Below are 12,081 nucleotides of genomic sequence, written 5' to 3'. Positions count from 1 at the left end.
CCCTCAGTTGCTGAGGGCGCCCTGGGCACGCTCGGCCAGCGCCGCGAAGGACTGCGGCTCGTGGACGGCCAGGTCAGCCAGCTGCTTGCGGTCGACCTCGATGCCGGCCTGCTGCAGGCCGTTCATCAGGCGGCTGTAGGACAGGCCGTGCTGACGCGCTGCCGCATTGATGCGCTGGATCCACAGGCTGCGGAACTCGCGCTTGCGCAGGCGGCGGTGGGCGTACGCGTACTGCCCGGACTTGATCACCTGCTGGCGGGCGATGCGGAAGGCGCTGCCCCGCATGCCGTAGTAGCCCTTGGCAGCCTTGAGAACCTTCTTGTGCTTGGCGCGGTTGGTGACGCCCCGCTTGACTCGTGACATGGAAGAACGCTCCCGTGTTTACTTGGCGACCATGCGCCGGACCATCGGCGCATCGCTCGCGTGGACCTCAGTCAGCTCGCGCAGACGGCGCTTCCGCTTCGGGTCCTTCTTGGTCAGGATGTGGCTGTGGTTGGAGCGCGCGCGGGTGATCCGGCCGGAGGCCTTCACCTTGAAGCGCTTCGCTGCGCCACGGTTGGTCTTGAGCTTGGGCATGACTGCCTCCCCCTCATCACAAAAAGAAGCGAGCGCGCCGCCTGACTAGCGGTACGCGCCCGCAGCGTGGTTCGACACCTTACTTGCCCTTGCGCGGGCTCATCATCATGACCATCAGCCGCCCTTCCATTCGCGGCCGCTGGTCCACGGTACCGACATCGCTGAGCTCTTCCTCGAGCCGGTCCAGCAGGCGCTTGCCGAGCTCTTGGTGCGCCATCTCCCGGCCGCGGAAGCGGATCGTCACCTTCGCCTTGTCGCCTTCCTCGAGGAACCGGCGCAGGTTGCGAAGCTTGACCTGGAAGTCGCCCTCGTCCGTGCCCGGACGGAACTTGACCTCCTTGACCTGAATCTGCTTTTGCTTCTTGCGCGCCGCCTGCTGCTTCTTACTCTGCTCGAACTTGAACTTGCCGTAGTCCATGGCACGGCAGACCGGCGGGTCCGCGTTGCCATCGATTTCCACAAGATCGAGTCCCTCGTTTTCGGCTTGCGCAAGGGCGTCTTCGGTGGGCAGCACGCCGACCTGTTCGCCGTCCGAACCGATCAACCGCACCTGCGGTACCGTGATCTGCTCGTTGATCCGGCGGTTGTCGCCGCCGCCGCCACGCCCGCGTTTCGGTCTCGTTGCGATCCTCTAATCCTCCTGTTCGCGCCCGTGACCCGCGATATCGTTACCAAGCCGCGATACGAGCTCTTCCAGTTCCATGGAGCCGAGGTCGGTGCCGTCGCGGTGGCGGACGGCCACCGTACCGCTTTCCAGCTCCCGGTCCCCAAGAACCAGCATGTAGGGAACCTTCTGCAACGTATGCTCGCGGATTTTATAGCCGATCTTCTCGTTCCTCAAGTCGGCCTCGGCGCGGAAACCGGCTTCGAGCAGCCGTCTCTCCACATCGCGGGCGTAATCGCCCTGGCGGTCGGTGATGTTGAGCACCACCGCCTGGACTGGAGCCAGCCAGGTGGGTAGGGCGCCCCCGTAGTGCTCGATGAGGATGCCGATGAACCGCTCCAGGGAGCCGAGGATGGCCCGGTGGAGCATCACCGGCGTACGCCGCTCGCCGTCGTCATCGACGAACTGTGCCCCCAGCCGGCCCGGCATGGAGAAGTCCACCTGGATGGTGCCCAGTTGCCAGACGCGCTCCAGGCAGTCGCGCAGCGAGAACTCGATCTTCGGCCCGTAGAAGGCCCCTTCACCCGGCTGCAGGGTATAGTCGAGCCCGTGCGTTTCCAGCGCCGTGGCCAGCGCCGACTCGGCCTTGTCCCAGAGCGCATCGTCGCCGACCCGCTCGTCCGGGCGGGTGGAGAGGGCGATGAGCACATCGTCGAAACCGAAGTCCCGGTAGGCGCGGTAGACCAGATCGATGAAGGTGCGGACCTCCTCCTGGATCTGGTTCTCGGTGCAGAAGATGTGGGCATCGTCCTGGACGAAGCCGCGTACCCGCATGAGCCCGTGCAGCGTGCCCGAGGGCTCGTTGCGGTGGCAGGAGCCGAACTCCGCCAGGCGCAGCGGCAGGTCCCGGTAGCTCTTCAGGCCCTGCTTGAAGACCTCCACGTGGCACGGGCAGTTCATCGGCTTGACCGCGTAGTGCCGCGATTCGGACTCGGTGACGAACATGTTGTCGGCGAACATCGCCCAGTGGCCGGAGCGCTCCCACAGGCTGCGGTCCACCAGCATCGGGGTGTGGATCTCCTGGTAGCCGTTCTCGCGCATCAGCTGGCGGATGTACTCTTGGACCTCCAAGTAGAGGCGCCAGCCGCGCGGGTGCCAGAACACCATCCCCGGCGACTCCTCCTGGACGTGGAAGAGATCCTGGGTCCGGCCCAGCCGCCGGTGGTCGCGCCGCTCGGCCTCGGCCAGGCGGTCCAGGTAGGCCTTGAGCTGCTTGCGGTCCGGCCAGGCGGTGCCGTAGACGCGCTGGAGCATCTCGTTGTTCTGGTCGCCGCGCCAGTAGGCGCCGGCCACCTTGGTCAGCTTGAACGCCTTCAGCCGGCCGGTGCTCGGCACATGGGGGCCGCGGCACAGATCGGCGAAATCGCCCTGGCGATAGACCGTGATGGTCTCGCTCTCGGGCAGGTCGTCGATGATCTGGGCCTTGTACGTCTCGCCCTGCTCAAGGAAAAACTGCCGGGCGGCGTCCCGGTCCCAGACCTCGCGTTCGACGGGTTGGTCGGCCTCGGCGAGCTCGCTCATGCGCTGCTCGATGGTCTCCAGCTCGTCTTCCGAGAGGGAGTGCTCGCCGGCGAAGTCGTAGTAGAAGCCGTTGTCCACCGTCGGCCCGATGGTCACCTGCATCTCGGGATGGATCTGCTTCACCGCCTGGGCCATCAGGTGGGCGGTGGAGTGGCGGATCACGTCGAGCCCGTCCGGGTCGTTGGCGGTGACGATCTCCACGCGCGCATCGTGCTCGATGGGGCGGTCGAGATCGACCAGTTCACCGTCGACACGGCCGACGATGGCGTCCTTGGCCAGCTTGCGACCGATGGACTCGGCGATCTCGCGGGTCGTGACCGGGTGATCGAACTGCTTGACGGAGCCGTCGGGGAGGGTGATGGCGGGCATGGCTGAGCCTCCACAGTGGTGACCGATACGAGGGGCCACGTGCATGAATGACTGCGCCCGGCGCGATATCCCTGCAGTCAGGGGTCGCGACCGGGCGCAGTGCAGCGTATCTGGTAGGCGCGAGTGGACTCGAACCACCGACCTCCACCATGTCAAGGTGGCGCTCTAACCAGCTGAGCTACGCGCCTGTCGATGTGCTGCGCATTCTAATCGTGTGCGGCGTGGAGTCAACCCCTGTCTGTAACTCGCTGAATAGACAGCTCGTTGTCCTGCTGATTATAGAGCGGCTGTATACGTGCTCGGAAGGAGCCTGACCGTTCCTGCTCTTGTGGTTGCTGTCTTGGCCCATGTTTGGCCCGCCTGTGGCCCAACCTTGGCCTCCTTGTTGGGCATCGACTCATCGGTCAGGGGTTTCTCTGATCACAACCCGCAGTTGGGCCATGCCTGTGTCTTGCCTCCCCATGCCGGCCTATGGCTCAGTGATTCGTTTTACCGAGGCGTCCTGAGTCGCCTTCGGAGTCTTCCGGAATGTGCTCGATGAGCTCTTCTACCCGGCAGCCGAAGAAGCTGCAAAGTCGGTCGATCACGTCTGTGGTCGTGTTGTAGCCGCGCTGGTTGGCGATCTTGGAGAGCGTCGTTCTATTGACGCCAGTCTCCTCAGCGATCTCCGTCATCTTGATTCTGCGTCCTTCGGCGAACTCGCGGTCCGCGATGCGCTCTTTGAGGCGGTATCTAATCATCGGGCCCTCCAAGTTTGGTTGCAGTGTAACGCATTGCGGACGGATGTCCGATAAAGCTGCCATTTGTTCTTGACAAGACCGCAACCATGGGTTACATTGGTTAAGCAGGGTTAACACAGGTAAGCCAAAAGGCACAGGAGGAACGATGGAGCAATACACTTATCTGTCAGCGAAGCAGTTGTCCGAGCGCATCCCGTACTGTGCGCGCTACATCAACGAGGTTCTGCGGGACCGGGAGTTCATTGAGGGCATCCATTACCTGCGGCCGTTCAACGGTCGGAAGGTCGTGTATCTGTGGGAGCCAATCGAGGAGATGATGTTGGCCCCCCATGCGGCGGAACAGGGTGGCATCCCGCTGGCCGCTGGAGGGGTCTGCCATGGCTAGTGTGCGAGTGCGATCCGATGGGTGCCTGTTCTTCGACTTCCGCTACAAGGGGGAGCGGTGCCGCGAGTACACCCGGCTCAAAGACACCCGCGCCAACCGCAAGCGGCTGGAGCAGGTCCTGCGCAAGATCGAGGCGGAGATCGAACTGGGGACGTTCGACTACGCGTCTTACTTCCCAAACAGCCCCCGCGCTAAGAAGTTCGCGGCAACCTCCCAAGGGGACGCGCCAACGAGCCAGGAGGTCTCCGCTACGGCGGTGGGCGTGGCGGGTGGAGACGGTACACCGACCTTCTCGGCCTTCGTAGAGGAGTGGTTGCAGCAGTACGAGGTGACCTGGAAGCCGTCCTACCAAGGCAAGATCCGGGACATCCTCAACAAGCACCTGCTGCCGAACTTCGGGAAGAAGAGGGTCGGCGACTTCACGAAGGCCGAAATCCTCGACTATCGCGCCAAGCTCGCCAAAGCACCGAGCGATAGTCAGAGGGCCCTGTCGCCGAGTCGCGTGAATCAGATCCTCGCGCTCTTGCGACAGATCCTTGCCGAAGCCGCCGACCGCTACAACGTTACCAATCCGGCGGATGCGGTCAAGCCGCTGCGTCAGGGGCGCACCGAGATCGATCCGCTCTCGCTCGAGGAGGTGAAGACCTTTCTCGACACAGTGGAGCCGGCCTACCGGGAGTACTTCCTGGTGCGCTTTTTCACCGGCATGCGGACCTCGGAGATTGATGGCCTGCGCTGGCGCTACGTCGATCTGCAGAACCGGCAGATCCAGGTCCGCGAGACGCTGGTCAAGGGGCGGCATGCCCAATCGACCAAGACCACGGCTTCGCAGCGCTTTATCGACATGAGCAGCCAGGTCGAGGCTGCCCTGCGCAAGCAGTACCAGCGCACCGGCGGTGATGAGGGGGCGTTCGTGTTCCAGTCCCCGAAGGGCGGGCCGATCCAGTACAACAACCTCTCCAACCGCATCTGGTATCCGACGCTCGAGGCCGCGGGGTTGCGCCGGCGGAGGCCGTATCAGACCCGTCACACTGCGGCCACGCTCTGGCTCGCCTCGGGCGAGTCCCCGGAGTGGATCGCCCGGCAGATGGGGCACAGCGACACGAAGATGCTCTTCACCGTGTACTCGCGCTATGTGCCGAACCTGACCCGGCGCGACGGCTCGGCCATCGAGCGGTTGCTTGCAGCGCAGCTTGGGCCGGCCGAGATGGCCGGTGTGTTCTCCGGGGGTGACGACGAGCAGGAGCAGGGCTGATGCGAATGACTCAACTCAAGGGGCCAGGGTACGAGGCGTACGTGGTTCCGGCGCCGGTGGAAGAGATGGCGCAGGTCCTGCTCGGTGCATTCGCGAGTGAGGATCCGCAGCGGCTTCGTGCGGTGGTGGGGGCGAGACAAGGGCAGCCGCTTGAGGCTGCCCTTGAGGACTGGTTGCTGCGGCAGCTTGATTTGGAAGACCGGGCGGTTGCGGAGGCGCTCTTCCGTGTCTTCGTGGACCGGCTTCAGCGCCGGGTGGAGGCTGCGGCATGACGCTGATTCGTTTGGTCCCTGAAGAGCCGTTCTCTTGCTGGAGCGGTGTCTACGGAGTTGCCCGGGTGCAGCGCCGGCAAGCCCTGCCCGGCCTCTACGCCCTGGAGCTGGAAGACTGTTCCGGCTCCCGGGAGGTCCTCTACCGGGCGCCGATGGACGAATCGGGGGTTCCGCGTCCGCCTGGGGAAGGGGGCGTGGTGCGCGTCACGGTGACCCGAGCGCAGACAGCCAAAGGCCGCTGGTATTACCGTGTGGATGCGCTCGAGCCGACCGGCGTGGACTCGACGCTCCGGCTGCTTCCCCATCGGTTCTGCCCGGTGCCGGGGTTGCTTGAGCGGCTCTACCGCTTGATGGACGAGGCCATCTCCCGCCCCGCGCTGCTCCGTTTTCTCGATCGTGTGTTTGGCGATCCGGTCAGGATCGCGCCATTTGTCTCGATCCCCGCCAGTGACGACTGTCATCACGTGGAGCCGGGAGGGTTGCTGCAGCACTCTTTGGAGCTCGTTGAGGCGGTTGGCCGGGTCGTTCGGGAGCCGGATTCCGGCGGCCTGGTTCGCCAGGGCGTGCTGATTGGCGCGCTGTTTCACGACCTGGGGAAGGTGGCACCGGCGGTTCTCGGCCGTACCCCGTTCTGGAGGCGGGAGCACGCTCTCTTGAACAAGCCGCTGCTGGAGGGGGAGTTTAGCCAGCTGCGCGAGGAGGACTCTGAGGCGTGGCAGCTGCTCCATTACGTCTTCCGGGTCATCGAGGGCTCTGTGGACGGCAACCGGATCCCGGAGGCGCAGCTGATCGCCGCCCACGACCGGTACAGCGCCGCCAGGGATGCGCGTCGACTCGCCTTCCGCGGCGCTCCGGAGTGGCGCCGGATCAGTGTTCTCCGCCCCAGTACGGGTGGTCCTCCGCGGATCTTCTATCGGACTGGGTCAGACGCCTATCCCCTGGAGGGGAGGTGACCCGTGGCCCAGTCCAGTGCTGAGCGGCAGCGTGCGTATCGCGCCCGGCGCCGAACCGCCCATGGAGGGGCGGGCGAGCGTCCCCTGAATGCCTGGGTGCGCATGGAAGTGGACCTCGCCTTGGGGCGGTTGGCGCGTCGTTACGCCGTCACGAAACGAGCGATGCTCGAGCGCCTGATCCTCGAGGCCGATGATGCCGAGATCCAGAGCCTGGATCCGGATACCGCGGCTTGGGATGCTTACTTCGGGCGTAGGTAGGTGGCCCCCTGCCGGCCGGGTGGGTGAGGTTACCGCGCAGGTCGCTGTTTTGTTTTTCGCAGCAGCCTGGAGGCGAGCGGAATACGCCTGTTCTGTCTGGTTGTCGCTGGACCGAGTGCAGCTGACTAGGCTGAATTAACGGCCAAGCAGCATCCACCATCTCTCAGTGTTTCAAAGTGTTATTGACCGTCGGGCTGTGAGGCTCCGCGTAATCGGGAATTCGCCCTAATTGCGTTTATGCAGAGCTGAGCATGATCGGCGCAACTGGAACTTCGCCGGCTCCGGCGGGGTGTCGAAGCGGTGATGGTCTGATGACCCTGGTCGCGACCTGCCACCAGAACGGAGTCAACGTCCGGCGCTACCTCGAGGATGTGCTCCAGCGCATCCAGGATCACCCCGCCAACCGCATCCGGAAGCGGCTACCCTACCACTGGACCGATCCTCAGGCCGCATAAGCGAGTCTACTCGGATTGCAGCGGCCGCCCCGGCCCATCCAGACGGGGGCAGCCGGACGCTTACCCTGGGGCGGCTGACGCGGGACATCGAGCGCAAACTTGTCGATGCCCCGGAATCCGCGGCCACGGCCCTTCGGCCGCAGCTGCGCAAGGCACGGCAGCTTCTTGAGCATACGCGCAAGGATCCGGACAAGCTCCTCGCCTGGCATGCACCGGAGGTGGAGGTCATCGGCAAGGGCAAAGTGGCCAAGCCCTGGGAGTTCGGTGTGAAGGTCTCGGTGGCGGTGACCAACCGCGAGAGTTTCGTCGTCGGCTGCCGGACGATGCCGAATCGTCCCTACGATGGCCACACGCTCAACGAGGCCCTGGAACAGGCGGAGATCCTCAGCGGTGTCCGTCCGACGCACTGTTACGTCGACCGCGGCTACAAGGGCGCCTTGGGGTTGCCCGGAATGAAGGTCTTCCATTCTGGACAGCGGCGTGGCGTGGACACCCGGCGACTTCGTCGCGAGTTGCGCCGACGCTCGGCGGTAGAGGCGGTGATCGGCCACATGAAGACCGATGGGCGAATGGACCGCTGCCGACTCGAAGGCCGTCTGGGTGATACCATGAATGCCGTGCTGGCCGCTGGTGGATGGGATCGATCCCCTGGTGGAACGCTTGGTTGATCTTGCGCGAGCCAATCACGAGCGGCTGGTACACACATGACACAGCTAGAAGTCGACGATCTGGTCCTTCAGGTGCGCGAGAGCAGCCGACGCCGGACACTCGAGATCACCGTCGACCGCGACGGTGAGCTGGCCATTGCAGTGCCCACCGGGACCGAACCGGAGAAGATGCGGGCCTTTGTATCCGAGAAGCGTGGCTGGATCTACAAGAAGCTGGCAGAAAAGGCGCTGCGCCAGCGACCCGTCCGAGGGAAGGAGTACGTGGACGGGGAGGGCTTTCTCTACCTGGGGCGGAGCTATCGCCTGAAGATCATTCCGGCCAGCGAGCAGAGCGTTCCGCTCAAGCTTGATGCCGGACGCTTCCGGATGCGGGAAGATGCGCTGGATGACGCTCGGCAGCACTTCATCCGCTGGTACGCCGGGCGTGCCAAGGACTGGCTGGGGCGTCAGGTCGATGCCCATGCGAAACGGCTGGGGCTATCGCCTGCAGGGGTCAAGGTCCAAGACCTGGGATTTCGTTGGGGCTCGTGCGGACGAGGCAGCTGGCTCTACTTCCACTGGAAGACCATTCTGCTCCCTCGGGGCATCGCGGAATATGTCGTGGTGCACGAGCTGATCCACTTGGTCGAACCCCATCACACGCCCGCGTTCTGGCGGCGCCTTGAGCGCGCCATGCCCGACTTTGAGCGGCGCAAGAACTGGCTGGCCAGGCATGGTATCGAGGTTGAAGGGTTGTAGGCTGATCGATGTTCGTCGACAAGGAATGTTACCGCTGGACTCGGGAGTGCCCCGGCAGACCGTCAAAGTGGTTCGCCCTAGCCGTCAAGACACAATCGCAGGGTCTCCTTCACCGTCTCAGCCCGCGCCCGTCGACCGGCTCCGGCGAACCGCTGGCCTTCCCGAGCGAGACGGTAAGGGTGCGTGCCTATGGCCTTCACCATCTCCAACACCTGATTACGATCAGCCACCCGGTCTGCGGAAACCTTGTCTGTCAGCGCCCCGCTGGGACACGAGACCTAACCCAGGACCAGCACGCCGAAGAGGCTACCCAAGCAGATCCCGATAACGCCACTGATCGTCAGCACCGAACGACCAAAGCACCCCGTGGCGCATCCCAATACACAGAATCCGCCCCGACCGGGATACACAGAATCTGTCGATACCACTGTTAAGGGCCCAGATCAGACAAGGGAGACGAGATGCCACGTTATTGGGTGATTGCCCCCATAGATTCTCAACCAGCTGACTTCTTTGAGAAGGTGTGGCGCTTTGATATCGAAAATGAGGTCATCTCAATTGGTTGGTCACAGTTCGGTAATGTCTCCGGCATGAGTCGTGGCGAGCTGGCAGAAGTCGTGGCCCACCACTATCCTGAGAAGCCGCAGCAGACCAAAGGATTGATCAGTAATATGGTGTGGTCATTTTGCAACGAGATAGAGCCTGGCGATGTCGTCATAGCCCGGCGTGGAAGAAAGATACTTGCCGCCGTAGGCACAGTCCGAGAGAAAGCATTCTATGAGATTGGAAAAAACCCTGATGTAGATCACCGGCTTTTCCTTCCTGTGACATGGCACCAAGAACCTAGAAACAAGGACTTTGGTGCAGTAGTTTTTCCCATGCCAACTCTGGCAGAAATTGATGAAACTCAATTCCAGAGTCTCGTCGAGGGGTCGGGGCTCGAACTCGCCAAGAGCGAAGAGGGGGAGGCTTACGAGAATCAAGCAGAGTTTGTTCTGGAAAAGTACCTCGAGGAGTTTATTGTCTCCAATTTTTCAGGAATATTTAAGGGTGAGCTCCAGGTATATGTAGACGGGGACGGTAATAATGGGCAGCAGTACACCACGGAGATTGGTTCTATTGATATTCTTGCGGAAGACCGCCGCAATAACTCGCTTGTGGTTATTGAGCTCAAAAAGGGTCGCCCTTCGGATCAGGTGGTAGGGCAAATCATGCGATACATGGGGTGGGTCAAAAAGAACCTTGCGCAAGAAGGCCAGATGATACGAGGGCTTGTAATTTGCCGCGAGGAAGATCAGCGACTAAGCTATGCGCTAGAAATGGTCGATCATGTTGATGTCCGGTACTACAAGGTTTCTTTTTCCCTTTCGGAGCGCCCTTAACAAAACGCTCAACTGGACGCTCGGACCTCGCGCCAGTTAGCTTTGCATTAGGGCGTACGCCTACTACATCCAAATGCGCCTATGATCGTGCGGATCTTAGGAATAAATACAAAGAAGATTTAAGATTCGTCAATTGGCAGGAGGATACCAGATGACCGAACGTGATGACCTGCTCGCTTCCGTCGCGAACGAGATTAAGACCTATCGAGAAGGGGACCTTCCCGAGCCGACGCCGGAGCACGTCGACCGTTGGCTTCATCAGTTCACGCCCGCCCAGCAGTTGCCATTCCTACGTGAATTTGACCACGTTATCAAGCAGACCTTCTTCACACGAAAGAACGTAAATGACTTTCTCCGTGGCCTCGTGACCAATCAAAACCTGGCTGGGGCTGCCCCCACGGAGTACTGGTCGTCTGCGAACTTCTTGAACATACAACAGAACGGGCAGAGCCAAAGGGAGATGTTGAGGCTCTTCTCGAAGTGCCTTGAGGACGAATGTGGTCTCGATATAGACGACTGCGGCGAAGATGGTGGCGACTTCATCTATCTTGATGACGTGATGTTTAGTGGTAACCGCGTGGGGAATGACCTTGAGCCGTGGATTATCAATGACGCGCCTCAGTCGGCCACGGTCAATGTTATCGTCGCTGCCCTTCACTCGGGAGGCTGTTGGCATCTGGCCAATAAGAGACTCAAGAAAGTAATCGCAGATTCGGGCAAGAACATCTCCGTCACCTATTGGCGTGCCCTCGAAATTGAGAATCGGAAGTGGTTCAAGAACAGTTCAGGAGTGCTTTGGCCCACAGCGGTCCCAGATGTGGCGGAGGTTCAGGATTACATTGCTCAGCCGGTCAAGTTCCCATTTGAGCCTCGACAGCCGAGTGAAGCAGCTATCCAGCCTTTCTCCTCTGAAATGGGCCGTCAAATCTTGGAGAGCGAGTTCCTCATCGCTGGTGCTAAGATCAGGGCGAAGAGTGACAACCCAAAGCAGTCTATGCGCCCTCTTGGCTTTAGTCCATTCGGTGTGGGTTTCGGCTCCATGATCGTCACCTATCGGAATTGCCCAAACAACTGTCCACTTGCAATGTGGTGGGGAGACCCAGAGGCGACCTCGGGGGCTCTGCACTGGTACCCGCTATTACAGCGTGAGGGCTATTCGTCCGCGAGGAATATCTTCGATGATTTCACGCTCTAGCCTAAATCAACATGAAAAAAGCCTCTTGAGGACCTACGTCCGTAGCGAAGTTGTCGTTGTCTACAAGACGAAGGAGGCCTTTGGTGGCCTTTCCAACATGGCATCAGGCTACCCTCTGGAGATCAACGGCGTTCGAATCTTGACCACAGAGGCCCTATATCAATCCTGCCGCTTCCCCCACATGCCGGCAGTCCAGCGCGAAATCATCGGGCAGAACAGCCCGATGACCGCCAAAATGAAGAGCAAGCCGCATCGCAAACACTCAAGGCCGGATTGGGACGAGATCAGATACAAGGTTATGCGTTGGTGCCTGCGAGTGAAACTCGCTCAGAACTACGAGGAGTTCGGTCGACTGCTGCTTGCAACGCGTAATCAGCCTATCGTCGAACAGTCGCGCAAGGATGACTATTGGGGGGCAAAGCTGGTAGACGATACTGGCGATAAACTGGTCGGGCAGAATGTACTAGGCAGGCTGTTGATGGAATTGAGAGAGAAACTTAAAGACGATAGGGAAGGTGTGTTGAAGACGGTGCCACCACTTGGCATTCCCGACTTCATGCTACTAGGTAAACCGATCGGAACAGTAACTTCCAGGAGTTCATTTGACGGCCAAAAACCACAGTCGGAGTTGTTTTAATGGCTTCGTCTTA

At 61.4% G+C, this 12,081-nt stretch carries 16 protein-coding genes and 1 tRNA gene; 11 read left to right on the top strand and 6 right to left on the bottom strand.

The window, feature by feature from the left end:
- Positions 1-3: 3 nt before the first annotated feature.
- The 6 genes from rplT to LRG10_RS05720 all read right to left on the bottom strand — a co-directional run bounded on the left by rplT (position 4) and on the right by LRG10_RS05720 (position 3,870).
- Positions 4-363, bottom strand: a complete 360-nt coding sequence (gene rplT, locus LRG10_RS05745) for a 50S ribosomal protein L20 (RefSeq protein ID WP_011813241.1) — start codon at positions 361-363, stop codon at positions 4-6.
- Between the two features lie 18 nt (positions 364-381).
- Positions 382-576 carry a 50S ribosomal protein L35 gene (gene rpmI / locus LRG10_RS05740; RefSeq protein WP_201168244.1) on the bottom strand — a complete coding sequence of 65 codons (195 nt, stop codon included), beginning with the start codon at positions 574-576 and terminating at the stop codon, positions 382-384.
- Between the two features lie 79 nt (positions 577-655).
- Positions 656-1,153 (bottom strand): translation initiation factor IF-3, encoded by a 498-nt coding sequence (gene infC, locus LRG10_RS05735; protein ID WP_201168453.1) that lies wholly within the window; start codon positions 1,151-1,153, stop codon positions 656-658.
- A gap of 54 nt (positions 1,154-1,207) precedes the next feature.
- A complete protein-coding gene (thrS, locus tag LRG10_RS05730) occupies positions 1,208-3,130 on the bottom strand; it encodes a threonine--tRNA ligase (protein ID WP_238634933.1) in 1,923 nt (640 codons plus the stop codon).
- Positions 3,131-3,241: 111 nt separating this feature from the next.
- Positions 3,242-3,318 (bottom strand) — tRNA-Val (locus tag LRG10_RS05725).
- 288 nt (positions 3,319-3,606) lie between these two features.
- Complete coding sequence (locus LRG10_RS05720) at positions 3,607-3,870, bottom strand: helix-turn-helix transcriptional regulator (protein WP_238634932.1); 264 nt, start codon at positions 3,868-3,870, stop codon at positions 3,607-3,609.
- Positions 3,871-4,015: 145 nt separating this feature from the next.
- Between LRG10_RS05720 and LRG10_RS05715 the strand changes: the two genes are divergently transcribed.
- From LRG10_RS05715 to LRG10_RS05665, 11 genes are all read left to right on the top strand, one after another.
- Positions 4,016-4,255 carry a hypothetical protein gene (locus tag LRG10_RS05715; RefSeq protein WP_238634931.1) on the top strand — a complete coding sequence of 80 codons (240 nt, stop codon included), beginning with the start codon at positions 4,016-4,018 and terminating at the stop codon, positions 4,253-4,255.
- Entirely contained in the window at positions 4,248-5,510 is a 1,263-nt protein-coding gene (locus LRG10_RS05710) for an Arm DNA-binding domain-containing protein (protein WP_238634930.1), read from the top strand. The genes LRG10_RS05715 and LRG10_RS05710 overlap by 8 nt, the downstream gene beginning before the upstream one ends.
- A complete protein-coding gene (locus LRG10_RS05705) occupies positions 5,510-5,782 on the top strand; it encodes a hypothetical protein (RefSeq protein ID WP_238634929.1) in 273 nt (90 codons plus the stop codon). The genes LRG10_RS05710 and LRG10_RS05705 overlap by 1 nt, the downstream gene beginning before the upstream one ends.
- The gene (locus LRG10_RS05700; RefSeq protein WP_238634928.1) at positions 5,779-6,735 is read left to right on the top strand and encodes a TraI domain-containing protein; all 957 of its coding nucleotides are present in this window, start codon (positions 5,779-5,781) and stop codon (positions 6,733-6,735) included. The genes LRG10_RS05705 and LRG10_RS05700 overlap by 4 nt, the downstream gene beginning before the upstream one ends.
- 3 nt (positions 6,736-6,738) lie before the next feature.
- Positions 6,739-6,993, top strand: coding sequence for a hypothetical protein (locus tag LRG10_RS05695; protein WP_238634927.1), 255 nt, complete (start codon positions 6,739-6,741; stop codon positions 6,991-6,993).
- A 311-nt stretch (positions 6,994-7,304) separates the two neighbouring features.
- Positions 7,305-7,448 (top strand): transposase domain-containing protein, encoded by a 144-nt coding sequence (locus LRG10_RS05690; RefSeq protein WP_238634926.1) that lies wholly within the window; start codon positions 7,305-7,307, stop codon positions 7,446-7,448.
- A 218-nt stretch (positions 7,449-7,666) separates the two neighbouring features.
- A complete protein-coding gene (locus LRG10_RS05685; protein ID WP_238634925.1) occupies positions 7,667-8,116 on the top strand; it encodes a transposase in 450 nt (149 codons plus the stop codon).
- A 36-nt stretch (positions 8,117-8,152) separates the two neighbouring features.
- Entirely contained in the window at positions 8,153-8,854 is a 702-nt protein-coding gene (locus LRG10_RS05680) for a M48 family metallopeptidase (protein WP_238634924.1), read from the top strand.
- A 461-nt stretch (positions 8,855-9,315) separates the two neighbouring features.
- A complete protein-coding gene (locus tag LRG10_RS05675) occupies positions 9,316-10,236 on the top strand; it encodes an endonuclease NucS domain-containing protein (RefSeq protein WP_238634923.1) in 921 nt (306 codons plus the stop codon).
- A gap of 151 nt (positions 10,237-10,387) precedes the next feature.
- The gene (locus LRG10_RS05670) at positions 10,388-11,431 is read left to right on the top strand and encodes a hypothetical protein (protein ID WP_238634922.1); all 1,044 of its coding nucleotides are present in this window, start codon (positions 10,388-10,390) and stop codon (positions 11,429-11,431) included.
- Entirely contained in the window at positions 11,415-12,068 is a 654-nt protein-coding gene (locus tag LRG10_RS05665) for an NADAR family protein (RefSeq protein ID WP_238634921.1), read from the top strand. The genes LRG10_RS05670 and LRG10_RS05665 overlap by 17 nt, the downstream gene beginning before the upstream one ends.
- Positions 12,069-12,081 lie beyond the last annotated feature (13 nt).

Origin of the sequence: Halorhodospira sp. 9628, from assembly GCF_022228075.1 — a bacterium.
Taxonomy (GTDB): Bacteria; Pseudomonadota; Gammaproteobacteria; order Nitrococcales; family Halorhodospiraceae; genus Halorhodospira; species Halorhodospira halophila_A.
The sequence above is the reverse complement of the archived record's forward strand: the minus strand, read 5'-3'. Positions and strand labels throughout refer to the sequence as shown.

What these genes read in the sequence shown, in the direction of transcription:
- rplT (WP_011813241.1), bottom strand. Translation starts at nt 363, where the DNA reads ATGTCACGAGTCAAGCGGGGCGTCACCAACCGCGCCAAGCACAAGAAG.
- rpmI (WP_201168244.1), bottom strand. Translation starts at nt 576, where the DNA reads ATGCCCAAGCTCAAGACCAACCGTGGCGCAGCGAAGCGCTTCAAGGTG.
- thrS (WP_238634933.1), bottom strand. Translation starts at nt 3,130, where the DNA reads ATGCCCGCCATCACCCTCCCCGACGGCTCCGTCAAGCAGTTCGATCAC.
- LRG10_RS05720 (WP_238634932.1), bottom strand. Translation starts at nt 3,870, where the DNA reads ATGATTAGATACCGCCTCAAAGAGCGCATCGCGGACCGCGAGTTCGCC.
- LRG10_RS05715 (WP_238634931.1), top strand. Translation starts at nt 4,016, where the DNA reads ATGGAGCAATACACTTATCTGTCAGCGAAGCAGTTGTCCGAGCGCATC.
- LRG10_RS05710 (WP_238634930.1), top strand. Translation starts at nt 4,248, where the DNA reads ATGGCTAGTGTGCGAGTGCGATCCGATGGGTGCCTGTTCTTCGACTTC.
- LRG10_RS05705 (WP_238634929.1), top strand. Translation starts at nt 5,510, where the DNA reads ATGCGAATGACTCAACTCAAGGGGCCAGGGTACGAGGCGTACGTGGTT.
- LRG10_RS05700 (WP_238634928.1), top strand. Translation starts at nt 5,779, where the DNA reads ATGACGCTGATTCGTTTGGTCCCTGAAGAGCCGTTCTCTTGCTGGAGC.
- LRG10_RS05690 (WP_238634926.1), top strand. Translation starts at nt 7,305, where the DNA reads ATGACCCTGGTCGCGACCTGCCACCAGAACGGAGTCAACGTCCGGCGC.
- LRG10_RS05680 (WP_238634924.1), top strand. Translation starts at nt 8,153, where the DNA reads ATGACACAGCTAGAAGTCGACGATCTGGTCCTTCAGGTGCGCGAGAGC.
- LRG10_RS05675 (WP_238634923.1), top strand. Translation starts at nt 9,316, where the DNA reads ATGCCACGTTATTGGGTGATTGCCCCCATAGATTCTCAACCAGCTGAC.
- LRG10_RS05670 (WP_238634922.1), top strand. Translation starts at nt 10,388, where the DNA reads ATGACCGAACGTGATGACCTGCTCGCTTCCGTCGCGAACGAGATTAAG.
- LRG10_RS05665 (WP_238634921.1), top strand. Translation starts at nt 11,415, where the DNA reads ATGATTTCACGCTCTAGCCTAAATCAACATGAAAAAAGCCTCTTGAGG.